The 19,171-nt window shown below is 56.9% G+C and carries 19 protein-coding genes and 3 pseudogenes; 19 read left to right on the top strand and 3 right to left on the bottom strand.

Going from position 1 to position 19,171, the window contains the following annotated elements; all coding sequences use genetic code 11:
• The first annotated feature begins 157 nt into the window (after positions 1–157).
• The 15 genes and pseudogenes from ACP2YP_RS33950 to ACP2YP_RS33880 all read left to right on the top strand — a co-directional run bounded on the left by ACP2YP_RS33950 (position 158) and on the right by ACP2YP_RS33880 (position 14,525).
• Positions 158–757: an ABC transporter ATP-binding protein gene (locus ACP2YP_RS33950; protein WP_426420599.1), complete on the top strand. Its 600-nt coding sequence runs from the start codon at positions 158–160 to the stop codon at positions 755–757.
• A gap of 24 nt (positions 758–781) precedes the next feature.
• Entirely contained in the window at positions 782–1,312 is a 531-nt protein-coding gene (locus tag ACP2YP_RS33945) for an ABC transporter substrate-binding protein (RefSeq protein ID WP_426420597.1), read from the top strand.
• 260 nt (positions 1,313–1,572) lie between these two features.
• Complete coding sequence (locus ACP2YP_RS33940) at positions 1,573–1,896, top strand: ABC transporter substrate-binding protein (RefSeq protein WP_426426356.1); 324 nt, start codon at positions 1,573–1,575, stop codon at positions 1,894–1,896.
• A 25-nt stretch (positions 1,897–1,921) separates the two neighbouring features.
• Complete coding sequence (locus ACP2YP_RS33935) at positions 1,922–2,737, top strand: branched-chain amino acid ABC transporter permease (RefSeq protein WP_426420595.1); 816 nt, start codon at positions 1,922–1,924, stop codon at positions 2,735–2,737.
• Positions 2,738–3,004: 267 nt separating this feature from the next.
• Positions 3,005–3,471 (top strand): annotated as a pseudogene (locus ACP2YP_RS33930) (branched-chain amino acid ABC transporter permease); the annotation flags it as partial.
• A 3-nt stretch (positions 3,472–3,474) separates the two neighbouring features.
• Complete coding sequence (locus ACP2YP_RS33925; RefSeq protein ID WP_426426355.1) at positions 3,475–4,356, top strand: ABC transporter ATP-binding protein; 882 nt, start codon at positions 3,475–3,477, stop codon at positions 4,354–4,356.
• An 83-nt stretch (positions 4,357–4,439) separates the two neighbouring features.
• Positions 4,440–4,616 (top strand): hypothetical protein, encoded by a 177-nt coding sequence (locus ACP2YP_RS33920; protein ID WP_426420593.1) that lies wholly within the window; start codon positions 4,440–4,442, stop codon positions 4,614–4,616.
• A 155-nt stretch (positions 4,617–4,771) separates the two neighbouring features.
• On the top strand, positions 4,772–5,989 hold the full coding sequence (locus ACP2YP_RS33915) for a substrate-binding domain-containing protein (protein ID WP_426420591.1): 1,218 nt from the start codon (positions 4,772–4,774) through the stop codon (positions 5,987–5,989).
• Between the two features lie 12 nt (positions 5,990–6,001).
• Positions 6,002–6,832 (top strand): ABC transporter ATP-binding protein, encoded by an 831-nt coding sequence (locus tag ACP2YP_RS33910; protein WP_426420589.1) that lies wholly within the window; start codon positions 6,002–6,004, stop codon positions 6,830–6,832.
• A complete protein-coding gene (locus ACP2YP_RS33905; protein ID WP_426420587.1) occupies positions 6,829–7,560 on the top strand; it encodes an ABC transporter ATP-binding protein in 732 nt (243 codons plus the stop codon). Before ACP2YP_RS33910 ends, ACP2YP_RS33905 begins: the two co-directional genes overlap by 4 nt.
• 14 nt (positions 7,561–7,574) lie before the next feature.
• Entirely contained in the window at positions 7,575–8,534 is a 960-nt protein-coding gene (locus ACP2YP_RS33900) for a branched-chain amino acid ABC transporter permease (RefSeq protein WP_426420585.1), read from the top strand.
• A 149-nt stretch (positions 8,535–8,683) separates the two neighbouring features.
• On the top strand, positions 8,684–9,682 hold the full coding sequence (locus tag ACP2YP_RS33895) for a branched-chain amino acid ABC transporter permease (protein WP_426420583.1): 999 nt from the start codon (positions 8,684–8,686) through the stop codon (positions 9,680–9,682).
• Positions 9,679–10,668 carry a CobW family GTP-binding protein gene (locus ACP2YP_RS33890; protein WP_426420581.1) on the top strand — a complete coding sequence of 330 codons (990 nt, stop codon included), beginning with the start codon at positions 9,679–9,681 and terminating at the stop codon, positions 10,666–10,668. Before ACP2YP_RS33895 ends, ACP2YP_RS33890 begins: the two co-directional genes overlap by 4 nt.
• A gap of 27 nt (positions 10,669–10,695) precedes the next feature.
• Positions 10,696–12,438, top strand: a complete 1,743-nt coding sequence (locus ACP2YP_RS33885) for an amidohydrolase (protein ID WP_426420579.1) — start codon at positions 10,696–10,698, stop codon at positions 12,436–12,438.
• Positions 12,439–12,485: 47 nt separating this feature from the next.
• Complete coding sequence (locus tag ACP2YP_RS33880; RefSeq protein WP_426420577.1) at positions 12,486–14,525, top strand: prolyl oligopeptidase family serine peptidase; 2,040 nt, start codon at positions 12,486–12,488, stop codon at positions 14,523–14,525.
• 49 nt (positions 14,526–14,574) lie between these two features.
• On the opposite strand, the pseudogene ACP2YP_RS33875 reads toward ACP2YP_RS33880, so the two are convergent.
• A pseudogene (locus ACP2YP_RS33875) lies at positions 14,575–14,772 on the bottom strand (alpha-hydroxy-acid oxidizing protein); the annotation flags it as partial.
• An 88-nt stretch (positions 14,773–14,860) separates the two neighbouring features.
• Here ACP2YP_RS33875 and tnpA point away from each other — a divergent pair.
• Genes tnpA through tnpC form a run of 3 tightly spaced genes read left to right on the top strand, consistent with a single transcriptional unit; the run spans position 14,861 to position 17,229 of the window.
• Entirely contained in the window at positions 14,861–15,256 is a 396-nt protein-coding gene (gene tnpA, locus ACP2YP_RS33870; protein WP_426420575.1) for an IS66-like element accessory protein TnpA, read from the top strand.
• A complete protein-coding gene (tnpB, locus tag ACP2YP_RS33865; RefSeq protein ID WP_426420573.1) occupies positions 15,253–15,633 on the top strand; it encodes an IS66 family insertion sequence element accessory protein TnpB in 381 nt (126 codons plus the stop codon). The genes tnpA and tnpB overlap by 4 nt, the downstream gene beginning before the upstream one ends.
• Before the next feature lie 60 nt (positions 15,634–15,693).
• On the top strand, positions 15,694–17,229 hold the full coding sequence (gene tnpC / locus ACP2YP_RS33860) for an IS66 family transposase (protein WP_426426354.1): 1,536 nt from the start codon (positions 15,694–15,696) through the stop codon (positions 17,227–17,229).
• Between the two features lie 51 nt (positions 17,230–17,280).
• Here the strand turns inward: tnpC and ACP2YP_RS33855 are convergent.
• Positions 17,281–18,075, bottom strand: a pseudogene (locus ACP2YP_RS33855) (alpha-hydroxy acid oxidase); the annotation flags it as partial.
• A 147-nt stretch (positions 18,076–18,222) separates the two neighbouring features.
• Positions 18,223–18,582, bottom strand: coding sequence for a transposase (locus ACP2YP_RS33850; protein ID WP_426420571.1), 360 nt, complete (start codon positions 18,580–18,582; stop codon positions 18,223–18,225).
• A 235-nt stretch (positions 18,583–18,817) separates the two neighbouring features.
• Here ACP2YP_RS33850 and ACP2YP_RS33845 point away from each other — a divergent pair, with 235 nt between their 5' ends.
• Positions 18,818–19,018: a GTP-binding protein gene (locus ACP2YP_RS33845; protein WP_426420569.1), complete on the top strand. Its 201-nt coding sequence runs from the start codon at positions 18,818–18,820 to the stop codon at positions 19,016–19,018.
• The last annotated feature ends 153 nt before the right edge of the window (positions 19,019–19,171 follow it).

Here is a 19,171-nt window from a genome sequence, read left to right as displayed (position 1 = left end):
AACGCTTCCCACTTATCGCGCGGAAACACAGCGGTCGGCGAACCAAAACTCTTGGACGTGTCCGGAATCCGAGTTTCCTACATCGCTAACGTCGATGTTCCTCACGGCGTGTCGCTTGATGTCAGCACCGGCGAAGTGGTTTGCCTCTTAGGCCGCAATGGCGCCGGAAAGTACAACACTCATCAATGCACTCTGCGGGTTGCTTCCTGTCAACGCTGGGCAGCTAACGTTTTATGGTAAGTCTCTTCTCGGTATGAAGCCGAACGGTATTGTTGCCGCCGCCATAGCTGTTGTGCCGGAAGGCCGGCGGGTTTTCTCCAGTCTGACTGTTGCGGAAAATCTCGCGATGGGCGCCTATTCTCGTCGGACTGGCTTCGGGCCGTCCTGGCACTTCGATCGCGTCTACGACCTCTTCCCTCGCCTAGCGGAGCGTCGCGATCAACCTGCCGGAACGCTGTCCGGTGGCGAGCAGCAAATGGTCGCAATGGCGCGGGCCATGATGGCACAGCCGAAGCTGCTCCTCCTGGACGAGCCGTCCATGGGACTTGCGCCTTTGCTGATCGAACTGATCTTCGACACGATCAATCGGCTCGCCAAGGACGGTATGACCATCCTTCTTGTGGAGCAGAATGCAGCGGCGGCGCTCGATGTCGCCGATCGTGCATACGTTCTGGAGCGCGGTGCGATCGTCAGATCGGGGCTGGCAGCCTCGCTTGAGACCGATCCAGAGATCCAACGAAGCTATCTCGGCGTCTAACTGTTGCATTTGGAGGATTGGAAGATGGTACTCGTTCGTATTGGCATAATCGCAACTGTTCTTCTCTCATGTGCGTCTTCGGTCATGGCCAAGGACTTACCAGTCGGCTTTTTCGGACCATTGTCCGGCCCCGCGGCGGCCTACGAGTCTGAAAGCCTTGCGGGTGCCCAATTCGCGCTCGAAGAAATCAATGCCGGATATTTGGGTGCGGACAAAATAAAGCTCATACCAGCCGATGACACCGCAAGTCCCGGTGTGGCCGCGCAGGCCGTTCAGCGCATGATCGACGTTGACGACGTGGTGGCGGTGATCGGTGGTTCAACGAGTGCCGGCACAGCCGCGGCGATCGAGGTCACCAAAGAGGCGAAAGTGCCGCAACTCTCTCCACTTGCCGTGGACAGCGCCCTGACGTTGGCGAACAATCCCTGGTTCGCGCGAATAGCGCAATCGTCAACCACTTGGGCCGAGCGCACTGCAGAGTGGCTCAAAAAGGACAAGGGAGCAAAGAGCGCGATCTCCTGGTCCGAAACGATAACTTCGGAATTCCCTGGCTGAAACATTCGAGAAGAAAGCCAAGGAAATCGGACTCGAGCTCAAGGGAAGGATTGCTTACGAACCCACGTCCCGCGAGTTTAAGCCAACCTTGGGGACCGTGGCGTCGGCAAAGCCCGACTAATATCGTGCTCTGGGGTACTACACCGAAGCAGGTCTGATGGTGAAACAAATGGCAGAAATGCAGATCAAGTTTCCCTTCTAAGTTGGAAGCGCGATTGGCATAGACCAATATCGTGAAATAGCCGGGCCAGCGGCGGAGGCTGCTGTATTATCTGGCGGGCTCGATCGAAACGGACGCTGGACAAAAATTCGTTCGGAAGTGGGACGAACGCTATCATAGAACCCCAACTCAATATGAAGGCATGGGCTATGATGCGATGCATGTTCTCGCCGGCGCAATGAAGCGTGCGGCCGCAAAGGGCGGCATTTCCAAGCAGACAATCCGCGACGAAATCTTCAACACGAAGGCGTTTCAGGGCGCAACGGGCCCGATCGCAATACTGTCAAACGGTGACGCTCAACGGCCTTTGCCCATGGCAGAGCTCGTCAACGGGAAGGTCAAGCTCGACACCTTGCTCAAGTAGAGTCGCTCAAGGGGCGCGTTTCACCATGAATCTCTCGCTTCAGTTGCTAAGCGGACTGGCAGTCGGTTGCATCTACAGCCTTGTGGCCGTTGGATTCAGCATGGTCTACCGCGCAATGGGATTGGTGAATTTTGCCCAAGGCGACCTGATGATGGTTGGGGCCTTCATCGGCTATTCGATCATCATCAGTGCTCCTGCTCTTCCGTTTTGGCTCGTTGTCCCATTTGCCGCCGCGGTCACGGCCTGCTTGGGGTACATCATCGCGCAAACCGCACTCTGGCCCGCCATTCAGCGTGGCGCGAGTCAGACTTACCTCGTGCTCCTCACGCTGGGAATTGGCATCGTTCTCAGCAATGGCGCCAGGCTCATCTGGGAGGCAAACCCACTCGCCTATCCGATCCCTCTTACTCACGAGACGATCAGGGTCGGACAGTATCCCGTGCCGGCGGTCTATCCCCTCATCGGATTGACGATGGTGGTGTTGATCGTTGGGCTCCACATTCTCTTCACTCGGGCATGGCTCGGTCTGGCCCTCCGCGCGGCAGCTGACGATGCTCCAACTGCCTCTGTCATGGGCGTGAATCGCAGACTTGCATCTGCGGCGTCCTTCGCACTCGCTTCGGGCATTGGTGCTGCGGCCGGCGTTCTCTATGCGCCAATTACCTTCGTGTCTGCCGACATGGGAACGATCGGAATTAAAGCGTTCGCTGCGGCTGTGTTGGGCTCACTGGGCAGTATCCCGGGATCCGTGATCGGCGGCCTTGCCATTGGGATTGGCAAAACCCTGGGGGGCAACTCGTTTCATCGGAATACCAGGACAGCTTGGCCTTCCTGCTCATGATTGGCATCCTGCTCGTAAAGCCGACCGGACTGATGGGAAAGAGAGGCTAGGCACCTGCAAGAGGCTGTCTTTTTCAAAACGGCAAAGCAGCCGCTATCTCATCAAAATGATCTCGCGAGCACGACACGCCAGAATCGAAACGATTGGATTGTCTTTGCGGTTATCGTGAGCATTCTTTGGTCTGTGCCCTTGAGCCTCGGTGGCTTCTATCTTTACCTCGGCTTGGTCGTTGCGATTTACGCGATTTCTGCGCTCGGCTTACAAACCATGGTCGGGCTCGCAGGGCAACTTTCCCTGGGCCATGCGGCTTTCATGGGAATCGGGGCTTACACTTCCGTTCTTCTTCAAAAAAACCTTGGCACGCCGTTTTTCGTGGCCCTCATCGCCGCCTAGCGGCAGCTGCCGCCGGATTGTTGATGGCGCAGCTGATCAGGCTTTCTGGTGTCTATTTCAAGATTGCGACGTTCGGCTTTGGAATCGTTGTCCATCAGATTCTTTCCAACTGGACAGATCTGACAGGTGGTAGCGCCGGAGTCCGTGGAATCCCTATGATCAGCATGATTGGTTTTCAGGTCGAAACACGCACCGTCCTGTTCGTATGTGAAGCGCTAACGCTCATCCTCATTTATGCGTTGCTCGTTCGCCTTAGCCACGGAAAAATTGGCCGTACCTTCCGCGCGATCGGCCAGAACGAAACGGCGGCCCGAAGTGTCGGTATCCCCGTGGCACGATATCGAATGATCGTGATCACGCTCGGTTGCGCCATCGCCGGGATAGCAGGCGCATATCTGCCACATCTCCTGCGGTTTCTGAGTCCCGGGGAACTTCACCTGGTACGAGTCGCTCACATGTCTGATCATGATAACCGTGGGCGGCCTGGGATCGCTCCCTGGCGCCATCATTGGCGCGGCCGTCCTGATCGTTGCTCCAGAATATCTTCGGGACTTTGCGCAGTACAAGATGCTTGCGTTCGGTGTTTTGCTTGTTGCTTCGATGATCTTGCTGCCTGGAGGCATAGCCGGTGCCGGTGCGGCCTTGAGCCGCAGCAAGAGGATCCATGCAAGATGAGATCTTCTGAGATTATCCTGACGTTGCGCGAGGTGACGCGCCGCTTCGGCGGCCTTGTTGCTGTCAACAAACTATCCATGGACGTGAAGGAGGCAAGCATACATGGCCTCATTGGACCAAATGGTGCTGGAAAGAGCACTGCTTTCGATCTGATATCGGGCCTCACCACCGTAAGTGCCGGCGAGATTTGCTTCAGAGGCGAAGCGATCACACATATGACTCCCGAGGCCCGGGTGGCGTCCGGTATCTGCCGCACTTTTCAGACCCCAAAACTCTTTGACGAAATGACTGTATTGGATGTCGTCGCAACAGGGCGGCATCTCCACAACTCCGTCGGTCTATGGGGAAGCATGTTCTCGATCGGCAGAAAGCGGAGGGAAGAAGCGAAAACCGTTTCTGCGGCGAGAGAATTTCTGGACATCGTTGGCCTCCTGGCGAAAGCGGACGCGCCGGTAGCGGACTTGTCCTACGGTGACCGCCGTCTTGTCGAGATCGCTCGTGCGTTGGCGAGCCCAACCTTCTGCTGCTTGACGAAGTCACGTCGGGCTTAAACCCCGTCGAAACGGCTACCGTCGGCGACCTGTTGCGCAATCAGGTCCGGCAGGGATTGACGATTGTCTTGGTAGAGCACGACATGAAATTCGTCATGGGGTTGTGTGAACGGATAACCGTCATGAACTACGGATCGGTTATTGCAGACGGAAGTCCCGATCAGGTTGCTACTGATCCGAATGTAATTGCCGCTTATCTTGGAAGTCCAAAGGACGGACAGCGATCTCGCAGAGCCCTTAGATCCGAACAGCTGGTCTAACAACGTCTGGTTTCTTAGCGGCTTTCTCCTGGATGCAAACAGACGCGCCAGGCAAAAACAGGTTCCAGTCGTGAAAATTTCTGACAGAATTTCATATTGACAAAATTATGAGGGGAGATTTAGCTCTCTGCAGACAAGAATGGGGAGGATTTTTGATGACTGGCATTACGAAACGTCGTGTGCGCACTGCGCGATCATCCGTATTCCTCTTGACCGCGATTTGTTGCGTCTCGTCGGCAGCCTTCGCCGAAGATTTCAAGATCGCTTTGATCACGAGCACGACAGGCGCTTTCGAAGACTACGCCAAGCAAGCCCAGATAGGGCTACGGCTCGGGCTTGAGTATGCGACCAAAGGGACGATGAAGGTCAACGGCCGATCGATCGTGGTGATCCAGAAAGACGATCAGTTGAAGCCTGATCGGGCACGTGCGCTGATCGAAGAGTCCTTCCAGGACGACAAGGCTGATATCGCAGTTGGAAGCACTTCCTCTGCAACCACTCTGGCCATGATGCCAGTGGCCGAGGAGTTCAAAAAGCCTCTCGTCGTCGATGTCGCCGGCGCAGATAGCATTACAGGGAATAAGTGGAACAGGTATGTGATTCGTACGGGCCGAACCGTTGGTCAGGAAGCTGTGGCCTCGGCATCGCTCCTGGCCGAGAAAGGCGCTTCTATCGCAGTGCTCGCTCAGGACTACGTTTTCGGCCATGAGAGCGCGCAGACCTTCAAGTCGGTCGCCACAAGTGCAGGCGCAACCGTAGTGGATGAAGAGTTCTTGCCGCTAAATACCACCGATTTCACTGGCATCGCACAGCGCCTGTTTAACGCGCTTAAAGATCGCCCGGGCAAGAAGATCCTATGGGTGAACTGGGTTGGAGCCAGCCCAATCGCAAAGCTAAACGCCATGGATCCCGCTCGATACGGAATTGAACTCGCGACGACCGCGGCTCCTCTTTCGGGAATGGCCGCTTACAAAGGCGTTCCAAACCTGAAGGGCGTTACCCCCTATTATTGCGAGCTCATCAAAAACCCGCAAAATCAATGGCTCGTCGCTGAGCACAAGAAGCGCTTCAATTCTCCTCCAGACGTCGGGACGGCGTTTGCGTTTGATGCGGCGCTCGCCATCGTCAACGCTGTCAATAAGGCAGCTGGACCAGACTCTGAAAAGCTGGCCGCCGCCTTTGAAGGGATGTCGTTCGAGGGTTCTACGGGTGAACTGACGATCCGCAAGGACAATCACCAGGCCCTGCACGACTTCTACGCCGTGACCTACACGACCGTTCCAGGTGCCGAGCAGGTGCTGCCCAAGCTGATCAAAACCTTTGGTGGTGAGCAATTGGACTCCAAATTGAATTCTGTGGCTGCGCACAAATAGGTCGGCGGATCGATGCTCCCCAACGGATCTGTTCTCGCGACACCTGAGGTCGACGGCGGTTCGCCAATACTGAAGACCGTCGATCTCGGTGTATCCTTTGGAGGACATCGCGCGGTCAATGCTGTGAGTTCGTCTTTTTGCGGCGGAGCTCTAACAGCCATTGTTGGTCCGAACGGTGCGGGCAAAACCACTTACTTCAATCTGATCTCGGGTCAAATCGCATCTTCCCACGGCGAAGTATGGCTGGGGGCGCAAAATGTAACGGCCTTGTCCGCAGCCAAACGGGCAAAGAGAGGGCTAGGCCGTGCGTTTCAGCTCACAAATCTCTTCCCGCGCCTGACTGTCCTTGAAAATATTCGTCTGGTGGCGCAATCGATGCACGCTGGTCGCCACTGCCATGGTCTCAATTTCTGGAGCATTTGGAGCGATGCAAGCGATCTAATCGAAAGAGCGACCGATATTCTCAAAACCGTCTCGATGGCAAATCAACTCGGCGAGCTGGTTGCCACTCTTTCGCACGGCGACCAACGAAAGTTAGAAATTGCCATGCTCATCGCCATGGATCCGAAAGTGTACATGTTCGACGAACCAACAGCCGGCATGAGCGCCGACGAAGTTCCGGCGGTCTTGAACCTCATTCGCGATCTGAAAGAGCTCAGCCATAAGACGATACTGCTTGTCGAACACAAAATGGACGTCGTTCGCGATCTCGCCGATCGTATCATCGTGCTCCACAATGGCCAGCTCGTGGCCGACGGCAAGCCGGCCGACGTGATCCAGTCGGAAATCGTACAAGAAGCCTACTTGGGCACAAGCGCCGGCTCGAGACGAGGCGCGATGTGACGCAACTCCTCCTCAATCTTGAGAATGTTCACACGCATGTTGGCATATACCACATCCTGCAGGGGGTGGGCTTTCGCGCTCAACGTAATCGGATCACTCTTCTCCTTGGAAGAAATGGTGCCGGTAAAACGACGACGCTGCGGACGATTATGGGTCTATGGCCGGCCTCAAAAGGCCGCATAAGCTTTGCCGGCACCGACATTGTAGGTCGCTCGACCTCGGAGATCTCGCGGCTCGGTATTGCTTATGTCCCCGAGAACATGGGCATCTTTCCGGACCTGAGCGTGAAGGAAAACATGCTCCTCGCGGCGAGAAGCGCCGCGCGCGTGAGTGATATCGATCAGCAGCGTCTCGAGTGGATTTTTGAACTGTTTCCGGCCGTGCACCAATTTTGGAACAAGCCGGCAGGAAAACTGTCCGGCGGCCAAAAACAGATGGTGGCAATGGCGCGGGCAATCGTCGAACCTCGAGAACTGCTACTGATTGACGAGCCAAGCAAGGGATTGGCGCCGGCGATCGTCAACAACATGGCTGAAGCCATGCTCAAGCTGAAGCAGAGCGGAGCCAGTATATTGCTGGTCGAACAGAACCTGCAGCTTGCACGCGAGGTCGGTGATGACGTCGCGATCATTGATGCCGGAAAGATCGTCCACGCGGGCTCCGCGGATGAGTGCTTTGCGCGTGACGACATCCTCCAAACGCATTTGGGTCTCGCGCTATGTCCATAAGCCGTTCCGACCTAATGCCTTTGGCGCTGCTGCCAATTCTGATGGGCTGCGCATATCTGGCGATCGGAAATCCTGCTGCTTGGTTCACTCTGACGATTGCTGGAGTGGCCATGGGGATGATTATCTTTACGATTGCGTCCGGCATGACCATTGTTTTTGGTTTGATGGATGTATTGAATTTCGGCCAGGGCATTTTCATCACACTTGGGGCTTATCTCTCGGCGACCGTCTTCGCAGCACTCAGTGGCTACGTCGTATCTCCATACCTGAGCGAGAATCTGCTCGTGATCCTGGTGGCCATCGTAGCTTCCGTTGCTGGTGCCGGCGTGTCCGGCCTCCTGTTTGAACGATTGCTGGTCAAGCCGGTCTACGGCGATCATCTGATGCAAATTCTGGTGACGACCGGAGGTCTAATTGTCGGTGAAGAGATCATCAAGATTATCTGGGGCGTACAGCAGGTAAATGTGGCGCTGCCGCCGTTTCTGAGCGGCGCGATCGTGATCGCCGATGTCGCGATTGAACGTTACCGAGCCTTCGCATTCCTGGTTGGGGCTCTCGTCTTCTTAGGCCAGTATCTTGTGTTCACCCGCACCAAAACAGGGTTGTTGATCCGCGCAGGGGTTCACGACTGCGAAATGGTGGAGGCTCTCGGCTACGGCGTGCGACGCCTCTTCGTCGCGACATTTGTATCGGGGTGCGCGCTTGCTGGCCTCGGCGGAGTAATGTGGGGCCTCTACCAGCAGACGCTTGTCCCCCAGATCGGGAGCCAAATGAACGTATTGGTCTTCATCGTCATCATCATCGGCGGACTCGGATCCACCGGGGGCGCTCTTCTGGGGGCGATCTTGGTCGGGATCTGCGCGAATTACGCCAGCTTCATCGAGCCCAAGGTCGCCCTATTCTCAAACATTGCTTTGATGACGACGATACTCCTTTGGCGCCCCAATGGGCTTTATCCGGCGAGTGCGCGGTGATTACGTCGATGGATTGGACACGCCTGATATCTAGAGACCGGCCAGGGAGCCGGCTTCTGGCCATACTTCTGATCGCAATCGTTGTCGCTCTCCTCGTGGCTCCGTTTGCGTTAACCGGGGCAAAGGCGATCAGCATTTGCGTTAAAATCATGATCTTCGCGGTTCTTGTAGCAAGCTTCGATCTGCTGCTTGGCTATACCGGGATCGTAAGTTTCGCCCATACCGTGTTCTTCGGGATCGGGGCCTACGGCGTCGGTATCGCCATCGTCAGATTGGGGGCGAGTTGGACCTCCCTAGCCGTTGGCGCGATCGCGGCAATCGTGGTGTCCGCATCGCTTGCGCTTGTCATCGGCTTGTTCTCGCTACGAGTGCGAGCGATATTCTTCTCTATGATCACGCTCGCGCTGTCGGCGGCGGCCCAAACCCTTGCAACTCAGTTGTCCAATCTGACTGGCGGGGAAGACGGCATTATCTTCCGGTTGCCGCCGGCTTTGATGCCAAGCTCCCGCTTTTTGGATACGAAGATCTTCGAGCTTACGATCGACGGTAAGGTCGTCTGCTACTATCTCATGTTTGCGATGAGCGTGACATTCGTTCTCGCGCTGCTCCGTATCGTGAATTCACCGTTCGGACGTGTGCTGCTGGCTATCCGCGATAACGAATTCAGAGCGGAGGCGATCGGCTATCCGGTTTTTGTCTTTCGAACGCTGTCCAACGTCGTTGCTGCCGTGTTCGCCTGCCTGGCTGGTGTCATGTTGTCGCTTTGGCTTCGATACACCGGACCCGACGCTTCGCTCTCTTTCGAAATCATGCTCGATATCCTCATGATAGTCATCATCGGTGGGGTCGGGACGATCTACGGCAGTATCGTAGGGGCCGCTGCGTTTTTAGTGGCGCAAGGCTATCTGCAGGATCTACTGAAAGGCGCGAGCACAGCCTTAGGCTCATTGCCGGGAATCGGCCATGTGCTGTCTCCGGATCGCTGGATGTTGTGGCTCGGACTGCTTTTCATTCTGGCAGTCCATTACTTCCCAACCGGTATCGTTGGAGTTTTTCGTCGTCCCGCGCGGCAGCTAGATTCCAGCAGCAAGAGATACAGCAAGGAGCGCCTCAGCATTGTCTATCGTTGGATGGGACGCGCGCGATGATGCTTCCAGCGACAATCGTCTGCGGGTTTCTCGGTGCGGGCAAGACAACACTCATCAACTATCTCTTGCATAACCCTGGATCCGAACGTCTTGCCGTGCTGGTCAACGATTTTGGTGCGATCAATATTGATCAAGATCTCATCAAGGTCGAGACTGAAACTCAGATAGACCTGAGCAACGGTTGCGTTTGTTGTTCGATCCGAGACGACCTAGCGTCCGGTCTGGTGTCGGTCAGCCGTCTGTCGACCAAGTTCACACGCGTCCTGCTCGAGTGCAGCGGTGTATCTCATCCCGCCGGTGTATTGAGAGTTTTCGACAGCGCTCCCATCAGGGAGCTGTTCTATGTCGATGGCCTATTCTGCTTGGTCGATACATCCAACATACTCGATCTCGACTTCCAAAGCACGGAGCTTGCAATCGATCAAGCGGCCATGTCCGACCTGGTTTTGTTGAATAAGACCGATTTGGTGACTGAGGCGGTGCATCTCGAAGTTAGGCAAATGCTTCAAGCAGCTCAACGCAGCATGAAGCTGTTGGATGTCGTGAATGCGCAGGTCTCACCTGAAATTCTCTTTGGTCCGACAGAACAAGTCCGCCACAGAGCTCTAGAACCGGTGCAAAGTAAACACTCGGACCTTTACGAAAGCGCTTCCTTTTACTGGGATGCTCCAGTTGGTGCAGAAGCATTCAGGCGGTTTACCGAAGCTCTCCCGTCGCAAATTCTGCGCGGCAAGGGCTTGTTGAGTCTGACGATCACGGACGAACAGCGCCCGTCAAGAGCCATCTTTCAATTCGTAGGAAAGAGATCTTCCGTTGAACTGGAGAGAGCGGAAGGTCCTGAGAGAAGCCAGGTCGTATTGATCGCCCGGCGAGGAGAGCTCAACAGGAGCGCGATTGCCGCGGCTCTTGAGCTCTGCCCCGGTGCGCGTGCCGCCGTTCCAATCGCGCGGCGCCGGCGTCCAAGGCGTCCGAGCCTTTGCGAATAGAAGCCACAATCGAAGAAGGATATCCAAATGAAGACAGCTGACCGCATATTCTTTGGCGGTCCGATCCGGACCATGGACCCCGCGAATCCGATCGCCGAGGCCGTTGCCATTCGAGAAGGCAGGGTTCTGGCTGTCGGCTCCAAAGCGGACATCGAAAGGCTCGCAGTCGCGGATACGATCCGGAGCGATCTTGAGGGCAGGGCGATGTTGCCCGGGTTCGTCGAGGCGCACAGCCATCCAATGATGAGCGCGCTGGCTTGGGGTGATCCGGTCGTCGATATTCGAGCGGTTCATGAGCCGACGTTTTCCGCGGTGATTGCGAAGATGCGTCGCCGTCTTGCGAAGGCGAAGCCTGACGAAGTCATGTGGTTTCTTGGACTTGATCCGCAACTGCACGAGGGCATGGAAGAGCCGTCCCGCGAACTTCTCGACGACATAGCCCCCAACAATCCGATCGTTGTTCAGACAATCAACTTTCACGGAGTGTTCATAAACACGAAAGCCCTTGCCGTCTTTGGGATCGGGGCTGACTACCAACCGCCACTGGGGGGAAAGGTGTTCGACGCCGCAGATGGGCTTCCCTGGAAATTTGCCGAGACTTCGGCATGGCAACTGTGCAGCCGCTTCTACGATATCTGCGGGGAAGAGCGAAAGAAGCGTAGCTTCGAGGAGTGGGTGCAGAAGTTCGTACGCGCAGGTTATACCACCACGTCAGAGATCATGGTTGAACCTGGCGCAGCCCCAATGCTCTACGCTATGGTGAAATCGCGCCGAAACCCGCTCCGTATTGTGGGATACGAAGCAAAACATCTGGGCGGTGAGGTGACGATTGCCCGGAATTTTGGCGACGACGATTTCAGGATGATTGGCACCAAGCTCCACGCGGACGGCTCCGTCCTGTTGGGCAACGTATGGACCACAAGCCCCTACCTGAATAACAAGATGACACTCAAGGGAATGGGGTTGCCCGAGAACAGCACGGGGCATTCCAACATTTCAGAAGAGAAGTTGCACGAATTGGTCGGCAAATACGTGAGTGAGGGCTGGCAGATGTCAGTCCACGCCCATGGCGATCGGACCATCGACATGGTTCTCAACGTGTATGAGAGGGTCATCGAGAGGGTCGGCGCTGACAAGGTATCCGGGCCGCTTCGCATTGAGCACTGCGGGATTATGCGCGAGGATCAGATCGATCGTGCCGTTCGACTGAGCGTCGTTTGTTCTTATTTCTTGCCTTACGTCCACTACTGGGGCGAAGCTCTCCGAGACTATCTGCTTGGCGAAGAGCGCGCGGCTCGCTTTGCTCCGTCAGGCTCGGCGTCAAAAAAGGGCATGCGGGTCTCCTATCACTGCGATTCTCCAATGACATGGCCCGATGCGCTCGTTTGCCTGAATGTCGCTGTCAACCGCAGCACAATGAAGGGCGCAGTCCTTGGCCCTGAGCAACGCGTTTCCATGGAAGAAGCGCTGAAGGCGATCACGATCGACGCTGCATATCAACTGCAGATGGACGATAGAATCGGGAGCATCGCCACCGGCAAATTTGCAGATTTCGTCATTCTTGATCGAGATCCCGTCGTCTGTGAAACCGACCGAATTCTTCAGATTGTGATCGTCGGGACAGTCGTCGGCGGAGTCGATACCAGCGATTTCTTTCGAGCTTCGTCGCACATTCCTCCGACCCGCACTCACCTGTTGCCGGTCGCCCGCGACTCATCTGCGGCCGCTCCGGTACGAACAGGTTCTCGCATCGACAGCAACGAGAGTTAGCCTCGCTAGGCGAATTCAAGCACGAGCCACACACTTGCAGAAGTGACATGCATCCTTCAGCTTTTGACTACCCCGTCACGACTGCAGAAACGACGGTGGTTCGACTAGGCGGAAAGGCTGTGCCCGACGAATATAACTGGCTCGCGGAAACCAGCCCACGGGTGCAAGCGTGGGTAACGGAACAAAATCGACTGACCTCAAACTACCTTGCCGGGCTTCCGAGTCGCGAATTCGTTTCGGAGGCCATCGGCCGGTATGATGTCGCTCGGCCGGACCAACTGCCGAGGTTCGCTGGGGGCGCTTGGTTTTGGATCTCGAGTAATCTCGAAAGCGGCAGGCCGGCTGTCCGAACGGGGTCAATATTTCCCGCTTCGGGAGGTATCCTATATGACACGACTCATCTCGAGTCAGCCGTACCTACGATAACCTGGATCAGCCCAAGCTCGGATGGAAAAATACTCGCTCTCGGATTGTGCGAAGATGGGAGTGAAAATAATCGTATCATATTGATCGACGTATCGACAGGCCACGTTTTGCCGGATGGGCCTGATATTCCACTGATGGACAATTGGACAGGCGGCGTTCACTGGCTACCCGACAACCGGGGCTTCTATTTCACGGGCTTGCCAAATCGATCCGTGGATGGAGGATTCGAAGTGTTCCTTCACGATCTCAAGTCAAAGCACACCGATCGAGCCGATATTAGCTGGCCCCAAAAAACAGACTATCGAGGTGTATTCATTAGGCCCGGGACGACATGGGCAATTGCGGTGCAGGGACTATCGGACCCTGTTCCTGTTGCTGTGCTTGATCTGGCTGATCCGCATGCCCAATGGCGTTCCTTCGTTCGCGAGGCAGAGGGCGGGCTCCCAGGCCAGGTGTTCGGCGATCGATACATTGCTGTAACATTCGTTGGCGCCAATCGGGGGCGGATCGTTAGTATACCTTTGTCCGGTGATGGCTCAATGAACACCTGGTGCGAGATCGTTCCGGAATCCAATGTTGTTTTCAGGACGATCATCCCGGCAGCAGATCACTTCTACGTCACGTTGTTCGATGATACCTATTCTGGCGTTCATATCTACAGATTGAACGGCGAGTTTATTGATAGCGTTAGGCTGCCCGCTCTCGGCGCGATCACTGAGGGCATTTTTCCGATAATGAACCTGACGAGACCAACATTCGAGACAACGCCTCTGTTTGTGGTCTCAAGCCTAACGACTTCATGGGGCATATATAAGCATGACCCATTAAGTGGCGGTCTGGAAATAGTCGTTGCGCCTGCCACGACTATTCCCGACGCGATTGTGCAAGAAGGCAAGGCGCGGTCCAAGGACGGCACGCCTGTGCGGTATCACGTCGTAGGAAAGAAACGGACGGAAGCCGGGCCGCGTCCTGCACTGATCTTCGCATACGGAGCGAGCAATCGTCCGCTCATCCCTGAATTCCCGGGTGCTATGGCCGCCGTGGTTGAGGCCGGTTGTATTTTTGTCCACGCTCATATCAGAGGCGGCTCAGAATTTGGACTTGGCTGGTGGCTCGAGGGGAGAGCTCAAAACAAGCAGAACGGTTACGACGATTTATATGCTGTTGCCGAAGACCTGATCGAGAAGGGTTTTACCCAACCTGCGCAGCTAGCTGTAGCCGGAAAGTCAAACGGGGGTATGATGGCTGGTGTGGCGATGACGCAAAGACCCGATCTTTGGGCTGCAGCAGTTCCTCTCGTACCAGTTCTAGACCTCGTAGACTGGTTCACGCGACCCTACTTGCATGGAAACATCGAGTTTGGCGATCCAGATGATCCGCAGGACCGTGAGCGTATCCTCGCAACGTCGCCTTATCACGCTATCAGGCCTGGTGTCGCGTATCCAGCGCTTCTGGCAGTTGCTGGCGCGACCGACCCACGTTGTCCACCCTGTCACGTCTCAAAGTTTGTGGCTCGTCTCCAGTCCGCACAACCGAAGGGCAAGCCAGCCTTAATGCGGATCCATGACGACGAGGGCCACGGTGCCGCGGCCGCAGCTGAGGTGCGCGTGCGCCTCAACACAGAGTGGCTTACCTTCGTACTGTCCGAGATCACTAGATAAACACGTTCAAGGCAGGTACATGGCCCGATGTAATGCGATTCAGAGTTTTTCAGGAGGGTCTGAAGCGCAGCTTTTCGCGCGATAGCTCGCTTACAGACTTGCAGCCCATCAGCTTCATGCCGCGCTCCACCTCGGTGCTCAACAACGCGAGCGCCCGCTCGACTCCAGCTTCCCCGGTCGCGGCAAGGGCGTAAAGATGGTACCGCCCGATCCCAACCGCCTTTGCGCCCAACGCAAGAGCCTTGATGGTACGCATCCGGCGGGCACCGTCTTGTCTGACACGCCGTAATTCGCCAAGCGTGTGACCTTAAGTCTAGCATTAAGGTCATCAGGCGATGCGAGTCGAGGTTTTGGGCGGGCTGGAGCGTCGGCGGCGCTGGTCGCAGGATGACAAGGCACGGATTGTCGAGGAGACGTTGGCGCCGGGCGCAAAGGTGACTGCGGTTGCGCGTCGCAACGGAGTAGCGGCCAGCCTGGTGTTTACCTGGCGTCGACAGGCGCGGACATCCGAGCAGGTCGTACCATCTTTTGCGCCGGTGCAGATCGCCGCCACGGAAGCGGAGGAAACTCCGAAGCTTTTACCTACGGGTGATAGCCGAGGGCGGTCTGTGGTGGCTGCGCGTATTGGATTGATCGAGATCGACCTTGGCAACCGGCGACGCATCCGAGTGGACGCGCACGTCGATCCAGAAGCGCTGGCGCGGGTCCTCGAGGTGCTTGAGCGCCGATGATTTCCATTCCGGGTAATGTGCGGGTGTGGCTTGCGACCGGCCACACCGATATGCGCCGCGGCTTTCCAAGCCTTGCGCGGTTGGTCCAGGAGAGTTTTAGGCGTGATCCGCACGCTGGTGATCTCTACGTTTTTAGGGGGCGCCGCGGCGACCTGATCAAGATCATCTGGCATGATGGCCAAGGCGCGTGTCTGTTCACGAAGCGGCTGGAGCGCGGCCGCTTTTTGTGGCCATCGCTGGCGGACGGCGTTGTGACGATCAGCGTTGCACAGCTATCCTATCTTCTCTCCGGATTGATTTGCGGATGCCGCAGGCAACCTGGCGTCCACAGGCTTCCGGTTAAATCGAGCGGGATTTTTTGCGACGAATATGGTTGATTCGTCTTCGTGACGACGCCCGCCGATCCGCTTCCCGCCGACCTTGCCGCTGCGCATGCGATGATCATTGCGCAGCGCGAACAGCTGACGCTAGCGAAGAGCGAAGTGACCGTCGGCCGGCTGGAAATCGAGCGGCTGAAGCTGATGCTGGCCAAGGCACGGCGCGAGCAGTTCGGGCAGTCTTCTGAACGCGGCAGGCTGCTGGTCGAGCAGCTTGAGCTGGCCATCGAGGATCTTGAAGAGACCCAGGCCGAGCAGGAAACCAGGGCCGAGATCGCGGCACCGGAAGCGGCCAAGCAGAAGCGTGCGCAAAATCCACGGCCACCCCGACGTCCTCTGCCGGACAATCTGCCAATCGAACGCGTCGTCGAACCCGCGCCTTGCGCCTGCGGCAAATGCGGCAGCGAGCGGCTGCACAAGCTCGGCGAGGTGGTGTCGAAGACCCTTGAATGCGAGCCGCGGCGCTGGAAGGTCATCGAGCACGTCCGCGAGAAGTTCTCCTGCCGGGATTGCGAGGCGATCACCGAGGCGCCGGCACCCTCACATCCGATCCCGCGTGGCTATGCCGGGCCGAACCTGCTGGCGATGGTGCTGGTCAACAAGTTCCTGCTGCATCAGCCGTTGAACCGGCAGAGCAAGACCTATGCCCGCGAAGGGATCGAGATCGATGTCTCGACACTGGCGGATCGGGTCGGCGCCTGCGTGGTGGCGCTCGACCCAATTATTGATGCGATCCGGACCCATGTCATGAGCGCGGAACGCATCCACACCGATGACACAACGGTGCCCGTACTCGCGAAACTGAAGACTGTCACCGGCCGGATCTGGACCTATGTTCGCGATGACCGGCCGTTTGGCAGCACAGATCCTCCGGCGGCCGCGTTCCATTACTCGCGCAGTCGGGCTGGCGAGCATCCACAAGGCCATCTTGCCGGCTATGTGGGCCTCATGCAGGCCGATGCCTTTGATGGATACAACCAGCTCTACAAGGCTCAAAGGAAGCCAGCTCCGATCCTTGAAGCGGCCTGCTGGAGCCATGGTCGGAGGAAATTTGTCGACCTGGTGAAACAGGGAGAGGCGCCGATCGCCAGCGAAGCTGTACGTCGTATCGACATGCTCTTCGAGATCGAGCGCAGCATTAACGGCAAAACGCCGGAACAGCGGCTTGCGGTACGTCGTGATAAGTCGAGGCCGATCGTCGCCGATCTCGAAATCTGGATGCGCCAGCAGCGAACCTTGCTCTCATCAAACAACGATACTGCAAAGGCGATCAACTACCTGCTCAACCGCTGGGCCGCGTTCACCCGCTTCCTGGACGATGGCCGCGTCTGCCTCTCGAACAACGCTGCCGAACGAGCGTTACGCGGTGTGGCTGTCGGGAGACGAAATTGGACCTTCGCCGGTTCAGATGCTGGCGGCAATCGTGCTGCCGCCATCTATACCCTGATCGAGACCTGCAAGATGAACGACGTTGATCCGCAAGCCTGGCTCGCTGATGTGCTGGCCAGGCTTCCAGATCACCCCGCCAACAGAGTCGCCGACCTGCTCCCGTGGAATTGGAAGGCGACCCGACAGTCTAAAGCGGCTGCCGCCTGAGCGCCACGGCAGACCGGCGCCCCTGCCAGGGGTGCTGGCCGGATGCGTACCCTTGATGATGTGCGTTCCCCGCTGCATGCCGCCGTCCATCATCACATCGATCCGATCGCCGACAGCATCGACGATTTCGGCAAGCTGATCGAATGCGGCGCGCGATCCGTCGAGTTGGCGGCCGCCATGGTTCGACAGGACGATTCCTGCGCAGCCGATGTCGACCGCCTTCCTTGCGTCGTCCGGCGACATGATGCCTTTGAGACAAAACGGTCCGTTCCAGATCTGTACCATCTCGGCGACATCGTCCCAATTCATCGAGGGATCGAGCATCTCGGTGAAATAGCGACCGATCGACATGGCGCCGCCGCTCATGTCTAGATGCTCATCGAGTTGCGGCAGTCTAAATCGCTCGTGGGTGACATAGTTAATGCCCCACATCGGCTTGACGGCAAATTGTGTCATCCAGGCAAGCGTCAATTTGAAGGGGATGCTGAAGCCGGTACGAAGGTCGCGCTCGCGGTTTCCACCGGTGATGCTGCCCACCGTCAGCATCATGGTCTCGACTCCCGCCTCCTTGGCACGCTGCATCATGGCCCTGTTCAACCCACGATCCCGATGAAAATAGAATTGATAGACCTGCGGCGTGTCGTGCGTTTTGCGTAGCTCCTCAAGACTGACCGTTCCCAACGACGAGACGCCGAACAAAGTGCCGTGTTTTGCCGCCGCAGCAGCGACCGCGCGCTCTCCCCGATGATGGAAGAGGCGCTGCAGCGCTATCGGGGAGCAGTAGAATGGCACTGCAAGCTTCTGGCCCATCACAGTCACGGACAGGTCGACGTCCTGCGCACCGCGCCCCAATGATCTGCTCTTCCGTAAAACGATTACGCTTCATGCTCTGGTCGTCGTCTTGGGCCAGAGCGAACTCCAAACTGGATTAAGCCCGAGGGGCTAGGTCCCCGATGCAATTGCTATTCGATGTCGCCAACGCCGTAGACGGTGTCACCTGCAACCCATTTGAATGGGACAGACGCGGCTATCGCGCGCGCGATCGATGAACGCATGACCATGACGTGAAACGTAGGTCGCGACGATCCCGATCTGGCAGTTCGTAATCGTCCCCGCCGCACCAGTGTATTGCCGCGCCACTCCACAGGACGCTGTGCCCTGTTTGAGGAAGCCGGTCTCGTCGATGACCAGCACGGCATCGTCATCCCTCAAATGCTCGATGACATAGTCGCGCACGATATCATGCAGCGCATCAGCGTCCCAATCCCCACGCCCCAGAAATTGCCTGCTGCCGCCATGGGCCAGGATCGCCTGCCGCCTCCGCGCGCATCCAACCGGTCTTGCTCTGCTCATCTCCGAGCAGGCCTTGCAGGAGCAGGCCGGCATTCGCCACATCCTCTTGCGTGAGCAACGGACGTATCCATTTCTTGATGTCTCGAAGCGACGCCGCCCACAACGCAAGCGTCTCCTCAATCGACGCGGCTTGCCTCCATGATCTCCGAATCATGGTTATCCATGAATTCAGACACTTCCAAAGAAAGCAAGTGTAATGGTAGCTCTGGACGTTCCTAGATAAGTTTGATCAGGAGTGCCACGGATCGCAGAGTCCGCGCGCAATCGAAAGGTATCGCATGAGCACGTGTTTTCATCGTGGACTTGGCAGTCAGATCGTCTGCTTAGCCTCGCGGCGCTTCGTGAAGCTATTGGAAAAACTCCGACCAGCATCTATCGCACAAAAAGCCTGCTGTCGTTCGCCGAGGAGCCGGGCGACTCGCCCTATTCCAGCTGATTGAGAAGCGATGTTCTCTGGAGTTTCAACGTGGGTCTTCAGCTGTTCGTGTCAGTTCACTCGTCGCCATAGGACGCAAAGGAGTTTTCGACGCCATCAGCCTGCAAGTCCTCCTTGACGCCTGTGTCATTGAAGCAAGCTCGATTGCGAACA

It is taken from the genome of Bradyrhizobium genosp. A (genome assembly GCF_049949275.1).
Taxonomy (GTDB): Bacteria; Pseudomonadota; Alphaproteobacteria; order Rhizobiales; family Xanthobacteraceae; genus Bradyrhizobium.
Note: the sequence above shows the minus strand (reverse complement) of the source record. Positions and strands in the feature narration are given on the sequence as shown.